Genomic DNA, 18,750 nt, shown 5'->3' with positions numbered 1-18,750 from the left:
GGTTGGCGAGGGCGACGAGGTGCCACTTGTCGACCGCGACCCGGGCGGTCGGTAGGGCGGTGCGGATCCCGGCCGCGTACGGCGCGGACGGGTCGATCACGACCAGCTCGATCCCGGCCCTGAACGCTGGTGTTTGTAGCGCGAGCCATGAGCTCACGCACGCACCGGAGCGTCCCGGCGTGAGCCCGAGCAGCCGGCCCGGCACGGCAGGGTCGGCGTTGACGAAGGAGGTCATCCACGGGTCGGAGCGTTTCCACCCGGCTTCTTCCAGGACCCACCGCACTGACCGGGCGCGGGTCTCATCGATGCCGAGCACGCGGGTGGGTTCCGGCTCGGGCAGCCACCGGGCAGCCAGCACGATCAGCGCCCGATGCGCCGTTGCCCATGCGATGCCGTACTCGCCCGCGACCTCGCTGACTGCGCGGTTGCCGGACGCGATCGCGGTGCCGATCTTCTCCCGCAGCCGGGTCGTGAGCCGCGACCGGGCGGGGACCGCGGTGGACTGCTGCGTGAACGTGCCCGTCGCGCAGGCCGGCTCGCGGCACACCAAGCGTCGCTTGAGCCACCACAGCTCAGTGCGTTGATCTGAGGCGGGTAAGTCCTTGAGCCGGACCAGCGGCCGCTCCTTGACCCTCGAGGTGAGTACCCCACAGGCCGGGCAAGCGCACTCCCGGTCGATCACCTCGATGACGATCTTCACCGTGTCCGGGTCGATTCGTTCGAGCTGTAAGACGGCGAACTCGCCCTCCAGCCCGAGCAGCACTGACGTACCCTCGTTCATGCTCGTGGCCTCGCTGTTGTCGCGTTGTGAGAGACCAACAGCATGTCGGGGCCACGAGCCCCATCAACTACCGGGCGCCCCGCTCAAGTACGAAGAGCCCAGTAAGGCTCCGGCGGACCTGGCCTCGCACTTCCGGTGGCACGGTGACGCGTTCACCGATGGGCAGTTCATCGACACGATCACACCGAGGGTGTCCACGGCCGCCGCGCGGGGCGTCAACGACGCGGCTAAGAAGGCTGAACCGGTGTGGGACCCGGGCGCGCACACCACCTGTTGGCGGGCGGTGTGGGCCTACTCGCGCAAACGCGCCGTCCGAGACGCCCGAACGTTGACGTTGCAAGAGAACCGCGCCAAGGCTGTCGTCGCCGGGGAGAAGGCCGCCCGCACACCACGATTCGTCAAGACCAGCAACGGGGCCGCATCCCTGGACGAGGCGTCGTTGGCGCGGGCGAGGCGTCTGGTCGGGCTCAAGGGCTATGTCACGAACATCCCCGCGGCGGTGATGCCCGCCAGTGAGGTCATCGGCGACTATCACGACCTGTGGCACGTCGAGGCCTCGTTCCGGATGAGTAAGACCGACCTACGAGCCCGGCCGATCTTCCACCACACCCGCGACGCGATCGAAGCTCACCTCACCATCGTGTTCGCGGCCCTGGCCGTAGCCCGTCACCTGCAGAACGAGACCGGGATGAGCATCAGAAAGATCGTCGCGACGCTACGCCCGTTGCAGCAAGTCGCCCTCACCATCGCCGGCCATCAACACACCGCAGCCGACCGCCTCACCGACACCGCCCGCGACATCCTCGCCGCGACCAACACCGAATGGCCGACACACTCAATTGGCGTGACTCGGGCCGAACGGGAGATCCACTTCCCGGTGGCCTCGTCACGGATCGCGTCGGTGTACTCGATCGTGGTCCACGCGCCCTCCTCGATGCTCGCGATCGCGGCCTTGTGCCGTGACTGCCCGCTGGCCGCCCGGTGCACCACGTCCAAGACCGGGCGGCACGAGCATGACGGCCCGCTACGCAGGCCCGCCGAGACTGGGCTGATGACCCTGACTTGCGGGAGAGGTACCGAAAGTTCCGGCCGAACGTGGAACGGGTCATCTCTCAAGTCGCCGGCCGCGGTAGCCGTCACCCGAAACTGCGTTACTTCGGCACCACCAAGAACCACGCCTGGCTGTCGAGACGCACCGCCGGACTCAACCTGCGCAATCTGGTCGGCCGGAGACCCACCTACAGGACAGGAATGTGGGCGCTGGCCCCCGAAACGGCCTGACAGGCAGGGTAATCGGGTGGAACTGGGCGGGTCCATACCCGCCAGAGACCCTCCGAGCGCCACCGACCAATCTGGTGAACGCCCAGTCCCGATATCCGCGCCCGACCCGACCACGACTCACGGCCGACCGGCGACGACTCAGGCCATGGCCCGTGTAGTGGCCAGCCCGAGAACAGCCTTGTTCAGCGCCCTCCTAGCCGACTGCGTCGGCGTGTGGGGCCAGAAACACAGTGCGCGGGACAGTTCCGTGGCACGCTTCAGTACGGCTGGAGTGGGCACGGTGCACCCGGCGCAACAGAACCCGGTCCCGAAGAAGAGGTGTGCGACGTGTTCGGTGAACCATGGCTGTAAGCCATTCGCGCCGAGCGTCTGTGCGTCATTCGTGACCAAGTTTTGGGCGCCGCGGCGTTTGCGCTGGTGAGCGTCTCGGGTGAACCGGACTGTAAATCCGTCGCGAGAGCTACGAAGGTTCGAATCCTTCACCTGCCACCACCTGCACAGAAGGGCCTCTGGCCAGCGGAAACGCCGGTCAGGGGCCCTTCGGCACGTCGTGGGCTCTCGACCGAACAGTCGGCTGCTCCGCGCGAGGATGCCGTGGAGCAGGCCGGCGCTCGCGGGCGCTGACCGTAGGTGGCGCGCCGACGACTGGTGGGTAAGCCGATGTGCGTCGTCGACCGGTCGCTAGGCGAACGCCCGTTCAGGGCCTGGGTTCGGGTGGCCCGGTGGCGAAGGTGGTGTGCCAGTGTTGCCAGGTGACGCCGGTGTCGGTGATGGTCGCGGTGAGGTGCTTCTCGTGGACGTACCCATGGTGTCGTCGGCACAACAGGGCCAGGTTGCCGAGACAGGTGGTTCCGCCGTCGATCCAATGCCGCACGTGGTGTGCGTCGGTCCATTGAGCGGGGGTGGAGCAGCCCGGGAAGGAGCAGCCGCCGTCTCTGAGCCAGAGGGCGGTGCGCATGGCTCGGGTGACGAGGCGTTCTTCCCGACAGAGGTCCAATGGTTGGGAGTCGGAGCCGAGCACGACGGGGATGATGGCGGCGTCGCACGCCAGCCGGCGCACGATGGCCGCGCTGAGCACGTCACCGCTCAGGCACGACCCGCTCCCGCCCTTGCCCGCCACGCCGTTCTTGCCCGCCGCGCCGTTCTTCCCGGCCGTGCCCTTGCCGCCGCCGCGGGTGGCCCAGTCGGGTGGGCAGCCTCGGGCCGCCCAGTCGCGTAAGGTCTCGAAGCCCATCGTGACGACGATCTTGGCCTTGTCCGTCGAGGGGACTGCCCCGGGGGCGGTGACACCGCGGGCGACGAGGTCGAGCAGGGCGTCCATCCGGCGCTGGTGCGGTGGTCGGGGGTCGTCCTCGATCTTGACCCCCTCTCCATCGGTGAGGGGGCGTGGCGCGGCGAGGGGGTCGATGGCGGCTTTGAGGGTCGCGGCGCCTTCGGGGTCGAGGGTGCCGGTCATTCCGACCATCCCGGCTGCGTTCGGGCCGGTGAACCACAGGCCGCGGCCGCCGCGTCGTTTCTGGTCGTGCTCGTCCGCGTCCTTCGGGGGCCTGACCTGGTCGGACAGCTCACGGGCGAGTTTCGCGAGCTGTTCCCACCGCAGGCCGGAAGCCTGTTCGGTCAGGTGGGTGACGGCCTGCTCGAGGTCGTCGGGGTCAGCCACGGGCTTGAGGTGGTGGAAGAAGTCGATGACCTGTGCGGCCTTACCGACGGTGACCCGCTCGGCCTGTCTGGCCCTAGCCGCGGTGCCGGTGTTGCCGGAGGTTCCGCCGGTGACGGCCTCGCGCAACTGGGCCCAGCGAGGTTCGTTGAACGCGTCCCCACACGTGACGACCGCTTTGGCAGCGCTGGCGGTCAGGGTGGGGTCGACCGTGCGCAACCAGTCGACCCGGCACAACCCGCCCGGGGAAGCCACCCCACGGGCCTCGAGCTGAGTGACCAGGCGCACGAGGTTGACCTCGCGGTGGTGTTCCACGGCGCCGAGCTGGGTCACCGACTCGAGCAGATCGCCCTCGCTCATCCGGGCCGGTTCCATCTGAGGCCGGTCCAGGCTCGCGGCCGCGAACGCGAACCCCGACGCGTACGCGCCACTCACGTTTGACCAGTTCGCCCAGTGGATCGTCAACGGCGCCGGGAACTCCCGTACCGGCTGCTCCTGGCCGGCCGAACCCGACGAGGCAGCCTCCAACGACATTGGGTCAGCGGCACAGGGGGCGGGCTCTGCGGCCCCAGGTGCGGGCTCCGCGGCATCCGACGGAGCCGGCTCTGCGGCATCCGGGATGGGGGTCGACCAGAACCCGGCTGTCGCCGTTCCGCCGTTTCGGCGCTGGCTCGACTGGTCGTCCAGCTGTTGCCGGAGCCTCTCGAGAAGCGAACCCTCGTTGTTCATGACTCAAACCCTAGAGGCCACCACTGACACTGCCCCAACCACGAAACCGACTCGTCCACAACCGAACTGGCCACTCAGCTGGGTACCGCTGGCGCGACGCTACGCGGTCGGCACCTGCCTAGTGCCAGAGGTGCCAACCGCACGCTGGGCTGTGCGTCTGGCACCTCTGAGCCCTCGAAGGTGCCAACCGCGCGGTACGAAAGTGGCCACTCGACTGTACGAAAGTGGCCACTCGACCTGGGGGTGGGGGAGCGGCGCGTGAACCCGTGCGGCTGGACCCGTACCGCTGGGCGCCATCGCGAGGCAGGGCCCGCAGGGTGGCCTCGTGACGATCTCGGTGTCGCGAGCTGATCGCCGCCAGATGGTTCGTGAGCGGCCGGTCGGGGTACTGACAGGTCACTCGTCGCCGCGGTGAGTGAGACGCGGACCCGTGCGTCGGCCGCCGGCGACACCGAGGAGAGACACCCATGACCGAAACGCAGGCCCAGGCGGGCCACCAGCCCGAGCCGTCCACCGGGCAGCTCGTGACGCAGCTGTCGAGCGAGCTGTCCGACCTCGTGCGCGGTGAGCTCGCGCTGGCCAAGGCCGAGGTCACCCAGAGTGCCAAGCACGCCGGCATCGGCGTCGGGCTGTTCGGTGGCGCCGGCGTCGTGGCCCTCTACGGGGTCGGTGCCCTCGTCGCTGCGGCGATTCTGGCGCTGACCCTCGTGGTCGAGGCATGGCTCGCGGCCCTGATCGTGGCCGTGGCGCTGTTCGTGGTGGCCGGCATCTTCGCCCTCGTCGGCAAGAAGCAGGTATCTGGCGCTACGCCCCCTGTCGAGAAGACCACCGCGAGCCTCAAGGCCGACGTAGAAACCCTGAAGGAGGGAACCCACCGTGACTCCCACTGAGCGCACTGAGCACCCCGCTGGCACTGCGGGCAAGAGCGTCGAGGAGATCCAGGCCGATCTGCAGCAGACGCGCGAGCAGATGGCCGAGACCGTCGACGCCCTGACCGCCAAGCTCGACGTCAAGGCACGAGCAGGCGACCAGCTGGCCGAGACCAAGGAGCGTGCGACGCAGGCCCTGCACGACTCGGCCGACAAGGCGAAGCTCGCCCTTGCGCAGGGCAAGGATGCCGCCACCGACGACGCCGGCAAGCCCACCGTCGAGGCCAGCGCGGTTGCCGCAGCGGTGGTGGCCGTGGCCCTGGTGGTGGCCGTGCTGCTCTGGCGCCGGCGCCGATGACCACGAAAACTGAGGCCTCCGCAGAGACGACGGCGGCCGAGGCCGACTCGAACTCCGCCAAGGCCCGAACCGAGGCCCCCGACCCCGACAGCAACGCCAAGCCGCAGTCGGTGGCCGACGTGAAACCGGCGTCGTGGAAGTTTGTGGCGCGCAAGACGGTTCGCGAGTTCAGCAAAGACGAGTGCACCGACCTGGCCGCCGCGCTGACCTACTACGGCGTGCTGGCGATCTTCCCGGCAGCGATCGCGTTGCTCTCCCTGGTCGGCCTGGTCGGCAAGAGTGACGAGACGGTCACGACCCTGACCGGCATCCTGCGTGAGCTCGGGGCTGGTTCGGCGGTCGACACGCTCGAACCCGTGCTGAAGTCGCTCAGCACGTCGTCCGGCGCAGGTTTCGCGCTCGTGATCGGAATCGCGACCGCGCTCTGGTCGGCCTCCGGGTACGTCGGCTCCTTCGGCAGGGCGCTCAACCGCATCTACGAGACCGGAGAGGGGCGCCCGTTCTGGAAGCTGCGCCCGGTGATGCTGCTGGTGACCCTCATCGTCGTGCTCCTGGTGGCGCTGGTCGCTCTGGCCCTGGTGGTGAGTGGGCCGGTCGCCCAGTCGGTCGGTGACGCGATCGGGCTCGGTTCAACCGTGGTGACGGTCTGGAACATCGCCAAGTGGCCGGTCATTCTCGTGGTGGTCGTCGTGATCGTCGCGCTGCTCTACTACGCCACTCCCAACGTGCAGCAGCCGAAGTTCCGGTGGGTCAGCCTCGGAGCGGTCGTCGCCATTCTCATCTGGGTGGTCGCCTCGGCCGGCTTCGGCTTCTACGTGACGAACTTCTCCAGCTACAACAAGACCTACGGCTCTCTCGCGGGCGTCATCGTCTTCCTGCTGTGGCTCTGGATCACCAACCTCGCTCTGCTGTTCGGCGCCGAGCTCGACGCCGAGCTCGAACGGGGCCGCGAGCTTCAGGCCGGGATTGTGGCTGAGGAGAGTGTGCAGCTGCCTCCGCGGGACACCACCAAGATCGACAAGGCCCGCGAGCAGCATCAGGACGACGTCGAGCGTGGCCGCAGGCTGCGCGAGTCCAACGGTGAAGACCAAGAAACGGAGGCAGATTCACGTGCCAAGTGAAACGAAGGCCAGCACCTCGGCGAAGATCCTCTACCGCCCTGTGGGGCTGGTCGGGAGCATCGCAGCCGGCGCCCTCTCGGGCGTGCTCGTCAAGGCGATCTACAAGCGGGCCACCCCGGGCGACCGAGCCGACCCCCCCGACCCGCTGGAGTCGGAGTACCGGCTGCGGGAGGTTCTCGTCGCCGCCGCCCTGCAGGGTCTCGTCTTCGCCACCGTGAAGGCCCTGGCCGACCGTGGCGGCGCGCGTCTCTTCCAGCGCTGGACGGGGGAGTGGCCCGGCAACTGACCGGAGACCAGGGGTTACCGGCCAGTAGCGGTTGCTCTTGACGCAGTCGGCAGGCGCACCGAGAGTTGAGTCAGCAACCTCCCCCGATGAGCCGCCCGGCCTTCAGCAGCGCCGCCGATGACCTCTGATCTCCCGCCCCAGGGAGTCGGCGGGAACCCCCACTCTTCAGGAGCATCCGCATGGAACTCGATCGTCGTCACTTTCTGACCGCAGCCGGGGCACTCACCCTCCCTGTCGTCCTGGCCGGATGCGGCTTCGCGCCGTCCTCCAGCGGACCGGCCGAGTCGGGCACCGATACCCTCACCTTCACCACGTGGGGCACCGACGCCGAGCTGGCCGGCTTCCGCACGGCCATCGCTGCCTTCGAGAAGGCCAACGCCGGCTCGAAGGTGGCTCTCAACTCGGTGCCCTACGCGCAGATGTTCACCAACATCGACGCCCAGCTGCAGGCGGGCAACCCGCCCGACATCTTTCGGGTGCCGTACTACACCTTCGGCAGCTACGCAGGGCGCGGGCAGCTGCTCGACCTCAGCGCGAGCATGCCGAGCGGCTTCAGCGACCGGTTCACGCCACAGGCGTGGGCAGCGGTGCAGAACAAGAACAAGCCGTTCGGGGTGCCGCACCACACCGACACCACCGTCATCCTCTACAACAAGGCCCTGCTCACCAAGGCCGGCGTCACCGACATTCCGACCTCCCTCGAGCAGGCTTGGACGTGGGAGCAGTTCGAGAAGGTGGCCCAGCAGCTGCGGAAGAGCCTGCCCGCTGACCGCTACCCCTTCGCCTACAACTGGCAGGGCAACGGTGTGACGCGCTGGCTCAGCTGGCTCTTCGAGGTCGACGGGCGATTCCTCGCCGACGACCTCGTCACGCCGGCGATCGACTCCGATGCGGGGCGCAAGGCCGTCGACTTCACCAAGAGCTTCTTCGCCAACAAGCTGGTTCCCCAGAACAGCTCGGTCAAGTCGACGAAGCTCGCTGCCGACCTCTGGTACGCCCAGACGACGGCGATGAACTTCGGTGGGGCGTTCCTGATCCCCGATGCCGCTACGAGCCTCGACTTCGAATGGGGAGCGACGTACTCACCACGCAACATTCGCTCGGCCGGTGACTTCGGCGGTAACGCGCTCGTCGCCACGGCGAAGACGAAGAACCCTGAGCTGGCAGCGAAGTTCCTGGCCTTCATGACCGACGCCGAGCAGATGAAGGGCTTCTGTGAGGGGGCGTCGCTGCTGCCCACCCGCCGCGACCTCAGCAAGGACGGCATCATGTTCAAGGTGCGCCCCGAGCTGTCACCCGTCTTCCTCGGCCAGGCGAGCACCGTGCTGCCCCGAGACTCGGGACAGGTGGCTTCCCCCTCCATGTCGAAGATCATCACCGTGCTCAAGGACCAGCTCGAGCAGGCGTTCGTCGGCGGTCAGGACACCGCTACCACGATCAAGAACATCTCCGACGGCATCGGCAAGGCCACCGCGTCGTGACCTCGCGTCGCTCGCGGCTGAACCGTGGGGAGTCACTGACGGGCTACGCCTTCATCGCGCCGAACATGGTGCTGCTGACGGTCTTCGTCCTGGTTCCCCTCGGCTGGGCCGTGGTCATCAGCTTCCAGCAGACCAACGGGTTCGGCGCCGGGCGGTTCGTCGGCTTCGACAACTACACCCGGCTGGCCACCGACCCGGTGTTCTGGCGTTCGACCGTGAACACGGTGCTGTTCACGGTGATCGTCACCCCGGTGTCGATGGCCATCGGGCTGGGGATCGCCGTGCTGCTCAACTCGGTGCTGCCGGCCCGAGGAGTGTTCCGCTCGATCATGATCGTGCCGATGGCGATCTCCGGCGTCGCGACCGCCCTCATCGGGGTGCTCGTCTTCGACCAGGACACCGGGATCCTCGACAAGCTGATCCGCTCGGTCGGGCTGCCGGCGGTCAACTGGCAGTCGGGGGGCACGGCAGCGTTCGCGTCGGTGCTGATCGTGACCCTGTGGTGGCGGGTCGGCTTCAACATGCTGATCTACCTGGCCGGTCTTCAGGGCATCAACCTCGAGCTCTACGAGGCGGCTCGGCTCGACGGCGCCTCGTGGTGGCAGCGTTTCCGTTATCTCACCGTGCCGCTCGTCGGCCCGTCGTCGTTCTTCCTGCTCATCCTCAACGTCGTCTACTCCTTCCAGGTCTTCGACCTGGTCTTCGTGATGACGGGGGGTGGCCCCGAGAACGCCACGTCGGTGCTGGTCACCTACGCCTACGACAACGGCTTCGTCACCGGTGACCAGGGCTACGCCGCCGCCATCGGCATGTTCCTGCTCGCCCTGAGCCTGCTCTTCACGCTCGTGCGCTGGCGTACGAGCCGCACCCGGGATCTGGTCGAATGAGCGCGTCTGCCAGCACCGCCGTCAAGCAGGATGCCGGTCCGCGCTCGACTCGTCGGCGCGGGCGGGCGGGCTACCTGGCCAGGCTCGCACTCGCGATCGTCATCGCGGCCGTCATCATCTTCCCGCTCTACTGGATGGTCGTCGTCGCCCTGTCGAGCCGGGCCGACCTGTTGAGTGGCGACCTGCGGTTGTGGCCTCGTGCGTTCACGACGGAGAACTTCGACCGGGTGCTTTCGTCGTTCCCGGTCGCCACCTGGTTCGGCAACTCGGTAGCGATCTCGCTGGTCGTCGCCCTCATCAGCGTCACGGTCAGCCTGCTCGCCGGGTACGCCTTCGCCCAGCTGCGCTTCCGGGGCTCGAACTGGCTGTTTCTGCTCGCCCTGTCGACCCTCATGCTGCCGGTGCAGGTGATCATGGTTCCGCTCTTCCGGCTCGTCTCCAACGCCCACCTGTACGGCACCTACTGGGCGGTGATCCTCCCTACGGCCGCCTCGGCGTTCGGGGTGTTCCTCTCGCGGCAGTTCATCCTCGCCATCCCGCGCGACCTCATCGACGCGGCTCGCATCGACGGGGCCGGTCAGCTGCAGGTGTTCACCAAGATCGTCCTGCCGCTGTCGAAGCCGCTGATCGCCGTGCTCTTCTTCATGAGCCTGCTGCAGACCTGGAACGACTTCGCCTGGCCGCTCATCGCGCTCAAGCAGAACGAGCTGTTCACGCTGCCCATCGGCCTGCTCTACCTGCAGGGCCAGTTCGGCTCCGACTACGGCGCCACCATGGCTTTCGCTCTGCTCAACGTCGGACCGATGGTGCTGCTCTTCCTGGTCTTCCAGCGCTACTTCGTGCAAGGCTTCGCGCGCAGCGGCATCCGGTGACACGGCGGGTCGCCTTCGGGCTCAGGGCTGCTCAGCCAGTGTGAGGGTGCTCGTCGCCTGCTGCTCACTGCGCTGGTACTCGACCCTCACCGTGGACCCGACCTTGGAGGTGAGTACCAGCCGAGCGGCGCCGGCGGTGACCGCCTGAACGAACATCCCGGTACGGTTCGAACCCTGCTGGGGAAGGTCGGCGGTGGCCATGCCGAACCACGGGTGGTCCGCGCGGCCGGAGGCGAGAATCTGGGATGGCGGCATCGGTCTGGACGGAGCCGATCAGCACCGTGGTGCGGCCGGCTCCGGTGGGCGCAGTGACCTCTCGACCCAGGGCGCTGACGATCCCGGCGGTGACCGTATTGGACAGTCCGAGCAGGCCCCCACCAGACCCGCCGCGAGCCGCGGCCCCGAGCGCCGGGGTCAGCCACGTCAGGGCGCCGCCTGGCCCATGACGTGGGCCGGTTGGGTGATGGAGTGGGTGGGGGTTCTGCCGACCCGCCGCCGGACGCGCTCATGTTCGAACGGTAGCCGCGCGCGTCACCGGGTCGGACGTCCAACCGTCACCCGTCCCGGGTGCGCTCGCTCTGTTCAGCACGGGTGCGGGAGGGCTACCTTGAGAAGAACGCGCGGGCACCACGTCGTGGCCGGTTCGGTTGGAAGTGACCCGAGCGAGTTCTCTGGGAGCTGCACATGGATACCGGAATGGTCGTTCTCGTCATCATGGTCATCCTGTTGGTCGGAGGTGGGGCCGTGTTCCTGTTGCCCAGCCGCCACTCGCGAGATGGCAACACCGGGCACGAGACGTTCAACGCGAACGCCGAGTCCCCCGAAGCCCTCACGGCGGTGACGGCCACTGCTGACCACCCGGTCTCCGAGCCGTCGTTCGACACCCTCGCCGCCGACGGGTCCAGCTCGGCGATCGCGGGTGCGGGTGCCGGGGGTTACACCGCCGACGGTCGGCGGCCGCTCATCGGCGGCGGCGGCGAGGCCGAGCCTCTGGCCGGGCACGCCTGAAGGGTCAGGTTCACCGGTCACGTCAACCGCCACCAGCGGCTGCCTCAAGGCCGCTGCCCGGGTGGTGGGCCTTGGTGTGTAGTGGTGGTGTCGCGCGGTGTGCGGGGACATGACCCTGGGTCGGCGCGAGGGCCTGCGCCGCCGGGAAAGGCAGGAACGGGGCGGCTGGGTATGTGCCCGACGAACCCTTCTTGCTAGGAGCTGTGATGAAACCCGGAGTCGTTGTCTTCGTGATCATGTTGGTCGTGCTGGTGGGGGGTGCCGCTTTGTTCCTCATGCAGGGCCGACGCTCCAAGGATGGCCAGCCCGGTCACGAGACGCTCAACGCCGATGCTGACGCACCCACTGCCACGTCATCGGTCGCGGCGACACCTGACCACCCGGTCACAGAACCGCCGTTCGACACCCTTTCGGCGGACGGGTCGGGCACGGCGGTCGCCGGCGCAGGCGCAGGTGGGTACACCCCCGACGCACGCCGACCGCTCACCGGCGCCGGGGGCGACGCTGAGAACTCACCCGACCAGGGTTGATCCCCTCGCCCCGACGGGCGCGCATTCGCTCCGACTGCACCCGGCCGGGCCCGACCGCGCCCGACCGCGCCCGGCCGAGCAGGACTGCGCCAGACCGCGCCCGGCCGAGCCGGACTGCGCCCGGCCGGGCCCGACTGACCGCCCGACCGACCCAGGTCGTCGTCAGTCGGTGCGCACCACCCGGCGCACGAGGTCGGTCCAGCCGGCCAGGATCTGGGCGGGGTCGACGCCCTGGTCGCTGACCTGGATGCTCACCACCGAGGCTTCCAACGGGGCCAGCAGCGCACTGGTCAGCAGGTTGGTGTCGCCCCCGATCTCCAGAGCGAGCAACAGCTGACGAACGTGGGCGGCGACGAACCTGAGCGCTCCGAGCGGTCGCCGCTGGTCGCTTCCCGCCGCGACGATGAGGTCGGCGCTGGCCAGGTTGCGTTCGAGCCGGGAGGCTCCGAAGGCCAGCAACCGGTCGAGTGGTGGGGCGCCAGGGCCCAGCGGTGGTGGCCCTGAGATGACGGCGGCCTGCCACCTCGCCTCCGAATGGTCGAGCAGGGCGGCCATCAGGCCCTCTCGGCTGCCGAACCGCCGGTAGACGGTGCCCTTGCCGACGCCGCCCTCGTCGGCCACCTGCGCCATGGTCAGGGCATCGGCCCCGCGCTGGGCCACCAGCCGGTGTGCGGCCTCGAGCAGTACTTCGCGGTTGCGTACGGCATCGGCGCGCGGGGGTCGAGCACCGAGAGAGATGTCACCTACAGAGCTGTCACCAACAGAGGTGCCACCAAGAGTGATGGCACCGAGAGAGATGAGGTCGCCGCCGGTGGACACGCGGCGATCCTAGCGCCAGGGAATACAAGCGGACCAGGGTCCGTTTGCGAATCTGTGACTATTTCTGAGCAGGCCTCGCAGACCACCGTTGCTGTTCTCGTCGGAAGCCTTCGGGCCGACTCGGTGAACCGGCAGATCGCCGAGCGGTTGCGCGACAGCGCGCCGGCCGACGTCAAGGTCGAGATCGTCGAGGGTCTGGGCGAGCTGCCTTTCTACAACGAGGAGATCGACGGCGACTCGGCTCCTGCCTCCGTGCGGGCCCTGCGTGACCGGGTGGCCGCGGCCGACCGGGTGCTCGCGGTGACGCCCGAGCACAACGGCACGATGCCCCCCGTGCTGGGCAACGCGATCGACTGGCTGTCTCGGCCCTACGGTGCGGGAGCCATCGTCGGCAAGCCGTTCGCCGTCGTGGGCGCCACCCCGACCCCGTACGGCGGCAAGTGGGCCCATGAGGCCGCCCGCCGCTCAGCCGGCATCGCCGGAGCCGTGGTCGTGTCTGACATCGCGGTATCGCAGTCGACGATCGAGGCCGACGTGACCGGAGACCCCGAGGTCTTCGTTCGGCTCAGCGACGCCCTTCGCGCCCTCGCCGACCACGAGACGGCCGTCGTCGCAGCCTGAGCCGCCCCGCCCCGCCCCGCCCCGCCCCGCCGCGTCCGCCCGTCAGGGGGAAGGGGTGAGCGCCGTGACGACGCCCGCCGCCGCCAAGGCGCCGAGCACGGCGTTGGCCAGGATGGCGTGACCCTTGGCGTCGAGGTGGTCGCCGTCGTCGAGCAGAGCCGAAGTGGGGTCGAGTGATCCGGTTCCCTTGAGGGGCGAGTAGGCGTCGACGTAGACCGAGTGGCTGCTGGTGGCGACCGCCGAGATGGTCGCGTTGACGGCTCGGGTGAGGGCATCGCTGCCGGCGACGAACGCCCCACCGCGTGCGGCGCCGACGTCACCGTCGAGCGTGACGTTCCAGTAGCCGATGAGAGCGATCCGTACGTCAGGGTTGGCGTCGAGGTCCCGGATCCCGGAGACGATGTCGGTCAGTCCGGTGCGCAGGCCGGTCAGCGTGTCGGCCCAGCACGGTGAGGTGACGACCGGCAGGCAGGCCGGGTCGTCGACCTGGTCGAGATCGAAGTCGTTGGCGCCGATCTCCACCGTCACGAGGTCGGCGTGCGAGAGGTCGGCCACGATCTGAGCGTCACGCAGGTTCTGCTCGACGTCCGAGGTGGTTGCGCCGCCCGCCGAGTCGTTGTGCACGACCACGGGGCGCCGCGTTGCACGATGGAGCGACTGCCCCAGCAGCTCGACGTAGCCTGTGCACCCGCAGGTCGAGGCGGCCGGCACGGAGTCACCGAGGCCGACCAGCGTCAGCGGTTCAGCGGCCCGTGGTCGGGTACCGGCATCCGTCGTGCTCGTTGTAGCCGTCGTGCTCGTTGGAGCTGTCCTGCTCGGTGTGCCCGTTGGGCTCGACACCGACGTCGTGGCGCCTCCTGAAGGGGCGGTCAGCAAGGATGCCGGGCCGCCCGGGCTGGCACCGACGGCCCAGAGTCCGCCCACCACGGCAACCACGACGAGGGCGAGCGCCGCCACGGTGCGTCGCCCCAGCGCCGGCCGGGGCACGCTCCCGCCCGCGTCAGGCATGAAAGCCGGGCAGCGTCTGGGCGAGCCAGATGGTCGCCTCCGGCACGAACGGCTCGAAGACCTGGTCTCGGTGCCCCCCGTGCTTGAGTACGACGGCGGTGACGTCGAGCGGGGCCCGGGCCACACTGAGGAACCTTGAGGTCGTGGGGTACGACAGGGGGTCCTCTCTCGAGCTGAGCACCCACATGGCGAGCGGGGGAGGGGAGGAGTGCGCGATCGCCACGAGGTCGTAGCGCTCCAGCGTGCTGGTCGAGAGGGGGTCGTACGTCGAGCTGAAGTCAGGGCGGAAGTAGCCCTCCATCACGACGGCCGCGCCGAAGACGTCGGGATGGCGCATTGCGAGCGTCGCCGCGCACCAGCCGCCGTAGGACGCGCCGACCACCGCCCAGCTCGTGCGTCGACTCTGCACCCGGAAGTGGTGGGCGACCCAGAGCGGGAGGTCGTGCGCGAGCCAGGTCTCGGTCTGCGGTTGCCCGGCCGGTCCGTTGATGCACTCGGTGTCGAGCGTCGACGGCGTGTCGATGCGGGGGACCACCACGATGGTTGGGGCCATCTTGTGCTCGGCGGTCAGCTTGTCGATGGTCGAGATGAAGGGCAGCCGCACGAAGCGCGCCGGCGAGCTCGGAAAGCCATGCAGCCCGATGACGACCGGGTAGGTCCGGGCAGCATGGGCGTCGTAGCCGGCCGGGAGGTGCACCAGCACCTGCCCGTTGTAGCCGACCCGGCGATCGACGACGGTGTAGGTCTGCAACGGGGACCCTGGTTCGGGCAGCTTCGGCAGGGCCGCGGGGGAGCTGATCCCCGCGAACCCGGGCCCGCGAACCGTGGCGGTCACGACGTCCTGGGCCGAGCCGCCGTGGTGCAGGTGCACCGAGCTGGAGCGAGAGCCGAAGAGGTCGCTCCAGCTCGAGTAGAAGAGGTACTGGTCGTTGAGGGCGGCACCACACAGGGCGACCACGAGCAGGTTCAGCATCACGACCTGGGCGCCCCGGGTCACCCCTCGGGCGACACCACCTCCCCAGCGGGGCCAGCCGATCACCACGAGGGCGAAAAATGCGAGGGCCAGCAGCGCCAGCGCCACCATCAGCGAGGTGTCGGTCAGTTCCATGGAGCGGCCTTCGGAAGGTCGCGGTCGGTGCTTTCCGGGCGGACGAACGGAAAGGTGAGAACCGAGCGGATCGAGGTGCCGGTGAGCAGCATCACGAGGCGGTCGACCCCGATACCCAGGCCGCCACTGGGCGGCATCCCCAGCTCGAGCGCCAGCAGGAAGTCCTCGTCGAGCTCCATGGCCTCACTGTCGCCGGCCGCTGCCCTGAGCGACTGCTCGGTGAGCCGTCGTCGCTGCAGCACGGGGTCGGTCAGCTCGCTGTAGGCCGTACCGACCTCCATCCCGGCGATCACGAGGTCCCAGCGTTCGGCGAGTCCGGGCTCGCACCGGTGCGGGTGGGTCAGGGGGGAGGTCTCGGCCGGGAAGTCGGTGTAGAACGTCGGGTAGAACGTGGTCGGCTCGACGAGTGCGGCGTAGAGAGCCTCGATGACGCCCCCGGCTCCCATGTCGGGGAGCACGGTCACGTGGTGCAGCCCGGCCAGCCCGACCAGCTCGTCCATGTCGGTGTCGATCGTGACGGTACGCCCGAGAGCCCGCGACACCGCGGTGAGCACCTTGACCACCGGCCACTCACCGCTGATGTCGACCAGCTCGGGGGCGGTTGGCTCGCTGCCGGTCGAACGGGTCTGAAGGGGAATCACTGGCGACCCGTGGATGCTGCGGGAAGCTTCTTTGACCAGATGCTCCGTGAGCCGGCGCATCGTGGTGTAGTCGCCGTGCGGCTGGTAGACCTCGAGCGAGGTGAACTCCGGGTTGTGCGTCGCGTCGGCGCCCTCGTTGCGAAAGCTGCGGCCCAGCTCGAAGATCGGGCCCATGCCGGCGACGAGCAGCCGCTTGAGGTAGAGCTCGGGTGCGATCCGCAACGACAGGTCGACACCGTAGGCGTTGATGTAGGTGCGGAAGGGGCGGGCGGTGGCGCCGCCGTGAACGCTCTGGAGTATTGGGGTCTCGACCTCCAGGTAGCCCTCGTCATTCAGGAGGCGGCGCAGGTCGGCCACCACCTGCGAACGAGTGCGGAGCAGCGCGAGCTCGCCCGGGTGCACGAGCAGATCGGTCGACCGCTGACGCGCTCGGGCCTTCGGGTCGCTGAAGGTGCCGAAGGGGATGGGATGCAGTGACTTCGCCTCCATGCGCCAGGTGCGCAGCAGCAGGCTCGGCGTGCCACGACGTGACGTGCCGGTGACGGCTTCGATGCGGATCAGGTCGCCGGAGTCGACGGTCGTGGTGAACTCATCGACCTGGCATTGAGTCAGCGTGGTGGCGTCGAGCACCACCTGCACGCTGTCGGCACCGTCGACGAGCGTCGCGAAGACCACGCCGCCGTGGTCGCGCACGGTGCGGACACGGCCGACGACGTCGAGAGCGGTCGGTGTGCTCCAGGCCTGCGCCGAGATCGACCCGATGTGCGCCGAGGGTGGCCCGGCCCCGGGTGGGTAGGCCTCCCGTCCCGAGCGACGCAACCGCTCCAGGGCTCCCAGGCGGTGCCGGAACCGTTCCGAGCGCTGCGGGCCGGTGTCCAGGGGGTCGCCGGCCGGTTGGTCGATCGTTCGGAGCTCCTGCAGGTGCTTGGCGTCGAGAGCTCCGCCGGTCGACCGACGAAAGGGCCACGGCAGAAAACCCTCTGCGGCACCAGCCGCCACCAGCACCTGGGGCAGCGCCACGGCGTCGTCGTGGCAGAGGAACCGGGGAGACCAGGTGGGTTCGTACTTCTGCGTGGCACGGTAGAGCCGCTCGATCTGCCAGAAGCGGTCGAAGAGGCCCAGCACGGAGGCGTTGAGCCGCGTGAGGGGCCGCGCCCCGAGACGGCTCGCATCGTCGAACACTCCACGGAACAGGCAGAAGTTGAGCGAGACCCGACGCACGCCGACCGAGGCTGCCCCCGTGAGAAGCGCGCTCACCATGAGCTCGGTGGTGCCGCCGGGGGCATCGGGCGACCGGCGCATGAGGTCGAGGGAGAGTCCGTGCCGGCCCCAGGGTGCGAAGGTGAGCAGCCCGACGAGCTCTTCGGCAGCGTTGCGGGCGGTGACGTGCACGACGAGGCCGTCAGCCGGATCGGCGGTTCGACCCAGTGCCATCGAGAACCCACGCTCGGTGTCGCCCGTGCGCCAGTCGTCGGCGTCCCGGCTGAGCTCGGCGAGCTCGTCGAGGCCGATGTCCTCCTGACGTCGAATCTGCACGACGACGCCCGCCCGAACCGCCCGTTTGACCGCGTGGCGAACGGGAGCCATCGACGCCCGACGAAGGTCGTGGCGTTCCGGGTCGAGGATGGCCTCGTCGCCCATCAGGAGCAGCTGCATGCCGGCTGCCGCATAGGCCCGCGCTCCGCCCTCACTGGCGCCGAGCACGGCGGGCACCCACCCGAGCTCGCGGGACTCGGCTCGCCAGGCGGCGATCGCGGCGACCCATGAGTCAGGGTCTCCGACCGGGTCACCGGAGGCGAGCGACACCCCACCGATGACGCGATAGGCGACCACCGCTCGGCCGTCGCCCGAGAAGGTCGTCGACTTGTCTCGACGGGTTGCGAAGTAGCCGAGGGAGTCGGCCCCACCGTGTGAGGCCAGCAGGCGTCGAAGCGCCAGCTCACGGTCGGGTGACCACCGGCTGCGGGGTCTGGCGGAGGCCACGAAGAGCAGCAGGGCCCCGAGGATCGTGATGGTGGCGAGTACCGCGACGAGGTCGATCACCCACGGCGGGATGGCCGGCAGGTCGTGGCGGCTGAGGCCGCCCAGCGCGGCGAGCACCGTGGCGACGACGGTGCGCACCTGCGACCGGGGCGCTCCGACAGCGCCGATGAGGAGCCAGGCGACACCGACCGTGAACAGGCTTCCCGCGACGAGCGCCGCGACGGCCAGCCACCACGATCCGGGCTGCAGCCGTCCGGTGAACTGGGCTCGGGTGCGCCACAGCCACCAGAGCACGACGAGGGCCACGCCCATCGCGGCGATGTCGAGACCGCGGCCGAGCGAGCCCCGGGTCTCCCACAGCTCATCGAGCGGGAGCTGGGACTTCAGCAGCTCGATGGCGCCGAGCGCCAGGCCCATCAGCTGGAAGACTGCGACCAGCCAGAGACCGATACGTTTGCGTCCCAGCAGGGCCCGGGTGGTCAGGCCCAGCATGGCGACCGAGAAGACGGTGGGCGCCACCGGCACGTTGAGCAGGCCGAAGAAGGCCTCCGCACCGCTGGGTCGGAAGCTACGGCGCACGCCGAGCGTCAGCACCAGGGCAACGAGCGTGGCCGCAGCGTAGGTTGCGGTGAGAAGCCGGGTGGAGCGGTGAGTCGCGGGTTCGGCCCGGCGAAAAGCTCCCATGGCCACGACGATGGACTCGTTGTCTG

The 18,750-nt window shown here is 69.1% G+C and carries 18 protein-coding genes and 1 pseudogene; 12 read left to right on the top strand and 7 right to left on the bottom strand.

The genetic code is table 11. The features are described 5' to 3' along the window. Positions 1-781: transposase (locus tag BA895_RS09190; RefSeq protein WP_175442283.1), on the bottom strand; the 781-nt coding region annotated here is incomplete at its 3' end. 100 nt (positions 782-881) lie between these two features. On the opposite strand from BA895_RS09190, the pseudogene BA895_RS23070 reads away from it, so the two are divergent. Further along, positions 882-1,586, top strand: a pseudogene (locus BA895_RS23070) (IS1634 family transposase); the annotation flags it as partial. A gap of 257 nt (positions 1,587-1,843) precedes the next feature. Continuing rightward, complete coding sequence (locus BA895_RS24895; RefSeq protein WP_139142585.1) at positions 1,844-2,062, top strand: hypothetical protein; 219 nt, start codon at positions 1,844-1,846, stop codon at positions 2,060-2,062. 697 nt (positions 2,063-2,759) lie between these two features. Here BA895_RS24895 and BA895_RS09180 read toward each other — a convergent pair. Then, positions 2,760-4,448, bottom strand: coding sequence for an HNH endonuclease signature motif containing protein (locus BA895_RS09180; RefSeq protein ID WP_070191588.1), 1,689 nt, complete (start codon positions 4,446-4,448; stop codon positions 2,760-2,762). 467 nt (positions 4,449-4,915) lie between these two features. Here BA895_RS09180 and BA895_RS09175 point away from each other — a divergent pair, with 467 nt between their 5' ends. The 7 genes from BA895_RS09175 to BA895_RS09145 all read left to right on the top strand — a co-directional run bounded on the left by BA895_RS09175 (position 4,916) and on the right by BA895_RS09145 (position 10,322). Further along, positions 4,916-5,338, top strand: coding sequence for a phage holin family protein (locus BA895_RS09175; protein ID WP_070191587.1), 423 nt, complete (start codon positions 4,916-4,918; stop codon positions 5,336-5,338). Further along, complete coding sequence (locus BA895_RS09170) at positions 5,325-5,675, top strand: DUF3618 domain-containing protein (protein ID WP_070191586.1); 351 nt, start codon at positions 5,325-5,327, stop codon at positions 5,673-5,675. The genes BA895_RS09175 and BA895_RS09170 overlap by 14 nt, the downstream gene beginning before the upstream one ends. Then, complete coding sequence (locus tag BA895_RS09165) at positions 5,672-6,796, top strand: YihY/virulence factor BrkB family protein (RefSeq protein ID WP_070191585.1); 1,125 nt, start codon at positions 5,672-5,674, stop codon at positions 6,794-6,796. The genes BA895_RS09170 and BA895_RS09165 overlap by 4 nt, the downstream gene beginning before the upstream one ends. After that, positions 6,786-7,082: a DUF4235 domain-containing protein gene (locus BA895_RS09160; protein WP_070191584.1), complete on the top strand. Its 297-nt coding sequence runs from the start codon at positions 6,786-6,788 to the stop codon at positions 7,080-7,082. The genes BA895_RS09165 and BA895_RS09160 overlap by 11 nt, the downstream gene beginning before the upstream one ends. 179 nt (positions 7,083-7,261) lie before the next feature. Continuing rightward, positions 7,262-8,563, top strand: a complete 1,302-nt coding sequence (locus BA895_RS09155; RefSeq protein ID WP_070191583.1) for an ABC transporter substrate-binding protein — start codon at positions 7,262-7,264, stop codon at positions 8,561-8,563. Next, positions 8,560-9,450 carry a carbohydrate ABC transporter permease gene (locus BA895_RS09150; RefSeq protein ID WP_070191582.1) on the top strand — a complete coding sequence of 297 codons (891 nt, stop codon included), beginning with the start codon at positions 8,560-8,562 and terminating at the stop codon, positions 9,448-9,450. Before BA895_RS09155 ends, BA895_RS09150 begins: the two co-directional genes overlap by 4 nt. Further along, entirely contained in the window at positions 9,447-10,322 is an 876-nt protein-coding gene (locus tag BA895_RS09145; RefSeq protein ID WP_083283153.1) for a carbohydrate ABC transporter permease, read from the top strand. Before BA895_RS09150 ends, BA895_RS09145 begins: the two co-directional genes overlap by 4 nt. A gap of 21 nt (positions 10,323-10,343) precedes the next feature. Here BA895_RS09145 and BA895_RS09140 read toward each other — a convergent pair whose 3' ends face one another. Continuing rightward, positions 10,344-10,577, bottom strand: a complete 234-nt coding sequence (locus BA895_RS09140; RefSeq protein WP_070191581.1) for a hypothetical protein — start codon at positions 10,575-10,577, stop codon at positions 10,344-10,346. 429 nt (positions 10,578-11,006) lie between these two features. Between BA895_RS09140 and BA895_RS09135 the strand changes: the two genes are divergently transcribed. After that, positions 11,007-11,330 (top strand): hypothetical protein, encoded by a 324-nt coding sequence (locus tag BA895_RS09135; RefSeq protein WP_139142584.1) that lies wholly within the window; start codon positions 11,007-11,009, stop codon positions 11,328-11,330. Positions 11,331-11,536: 206 nt separating this feature from the next. After that, positions 11,537-11,860, top strand: a complete 324-nt coding sequence (locus BA895_RS09130) for a hypothetical protein (protein WP_070191579.1) — start codon at positions 11,537-11,539, stop codon at positions 11,858-11,860. 162 nt (positions 11,861-12,022) lie between these two features. Here the strand turns inward: BA895_RS09130 and BA895_RS09125 are convergent, their stop codons facing one another. After that, a complete protein-coding gene (locus BA895_RS09125) occupies positions 12,023-12,679 on the bottom strand; it encodes a TetR/AcrR family transcriptional regulator (protein ID WP_254666401.1) in 657 nt (218 codons plus the stop codon). A gap of 54 nt (positions 12,680-12,733) precedes the next feature. Between BA895_RS09125 and BA895_RS09120 the strand changes: the two genes are divergently transcribed. After that, positions 12,734-13,300, top strand: coding sequence for an NADPH-dependent FMN reductase (locus tag BA895_RS09120; protein ID WP_254666400.1), 567 nt, complete (start codon positions 12,734-12,736; stop codon positions 13,298-13,300). 42 nt (positions 13,301-13,342) lie between these two features. On the opposite strand, the gene BA895_RS09115 is transcribed toward BA895_RS09120, so the two are convergent. The 3 genes from BA895_RS09115 to lysX are packed head-to-tail and all read right to left on the bottom strand — an operon-like array spanning position 13,343 to position 18,724. After that, on the bottom strand, positions 13,343-14,308 hold the full coding sequence (locus BA895_RS09115; protein ID WP_070191578.1) for an SGNH/GDSL hydrolase family protein: 966 nt from the start codon (positions 14,306-14,308) through the stop codon (positions 13,343-13,345). Continuing rightward, positions 14,301-15,416, bottom strand: a complete 1,116-nt coding sequence (locus BA895_RS09110; RefSeq protein WP_070191577.1) for an esterase family protein — start codon at positions 15,414-15,416, stop codon at positions 14,301-14,303. The genes BA895_RS09115 and BA895_RS09110 overlap by 8 nt, the downstream gene beginning before the upstream one ends. After that, the gene (lysX, locus tag BA895_RS09105; RefSeq protein WP_070191576.1) at positions 15,407-18,724 is read right to left on the bottom strand and encodes a bifunctional lysylphosphatidylglycerol synthetase/lysine--tRNA ligase LysX; all 3,318 of its coding nucleotides are present in this window, start codon (positions 18,722-18,724) and stop codon (positions 15,407-15,409) included. The genes BA895_RS09110 and lysX overlap by 10 nt, the downstream gene beginning before the upstream one ends. Positions 18,725-18,750: the final 26 nt, after the last annotated feature.

The sequence above is a fragment of the Humibacillus sp. DSM 29435 genome (assembly GCF_001758225.1).
GTDB lineage: Bacteria > Actinomycetota > Actinomycetes > Actinomycetales > Dermatophilaceae > DSM-29435.
Note: the sequence above shows the minus strand (reverse complement) of the source record. Positions and strands in the feature narration are given on the sequence as shown.

What these genes read in the sequence shown, in the direction of transcription:
- BA895_RS09135 (WP_139142584.1), top strand. Translation starts at nt 11,007, where the DNA reads ATGGATACCGGAATGGTCGTTCTCGTCATCATGGTCATCCTGTTGGTC.
- BA895_RS09145 (WP_083283153.1), top strand. Translation starts at nt 9,447, where the DNA reads ATGAGCGCGTCTGCCAGCACCGCCGTCAAGCAGGATGCCGGTCCGCGC.
- BA895_RS09130 (WP_070191579.1), top strand. Translation starts at nt 11,537, where the DNA reads ATGAAACCCGGAGTCGTTGTCTTCGTGATCATGTTGGTCGTGCTGGTG.
- BA895_RS09175 (WP_070191587.1), top strand. Translation starts at nt 4,916, where the DNA reads ATGACCGAAACGCAGGCCCAGGCGGGCCACCAGCCCGAGCCGTCCACC.
- BA895_RS09110 (WP_070191577.1), bottom strand. Translation starts at nt 15,416, where the DNA reads ATGGAACTGACCGACACCTCGCTGATGGTGGCGCTGGCGCTGCTGGCC.
- BA895_RS09115 (WP_070191578.1), bottom strand. Translation starts at nt 14,308, where the DNA reads ATGCCTGACGCGGGCGGGAGCGTGCCCCGGCCGGCGCTGGGGCGACGC.
- lysX (WP_070191576.1), bottom strand. Translation starts at nt 18,724, where the DNA reads ATGGGAGCTTTTCGCCGGGCCGAACCCGCGACTCACCGCTCCACCCGG.
- BA895_RS09165 (WP_070191585.1), top strand. Translation starts at nt 5,672, where the DNA reads ATGACCACGAAAACTGAGGCCTCCGCAGAGACGACGGCGGCCGAGGCC.
- BA895_RS09180 (WP_070191588.1), bottom strand. Translation starts at nt 4,448, where the DNA reads ATGAACAACGAGGGTTCGCTTCTCGAGAGGCTCCGGCAACAGCTGGAC.
- BA895_RS09140 (WP_070191581.1), bottom strand. Translation starts at nt 10,577, where the DNA reads ATGCCGCCATCCCAGATTCTCGCCTCCGGCCGCGCGGACCACCCGTGG.
- BA895_RS09155 (WP_070191583.1), top strand. Translation starts at nt 7,262, where the DNA reads ATGGAACTCGATCGTCGTCACTTTCTGACCGCAGCCGGGGCACTCACC.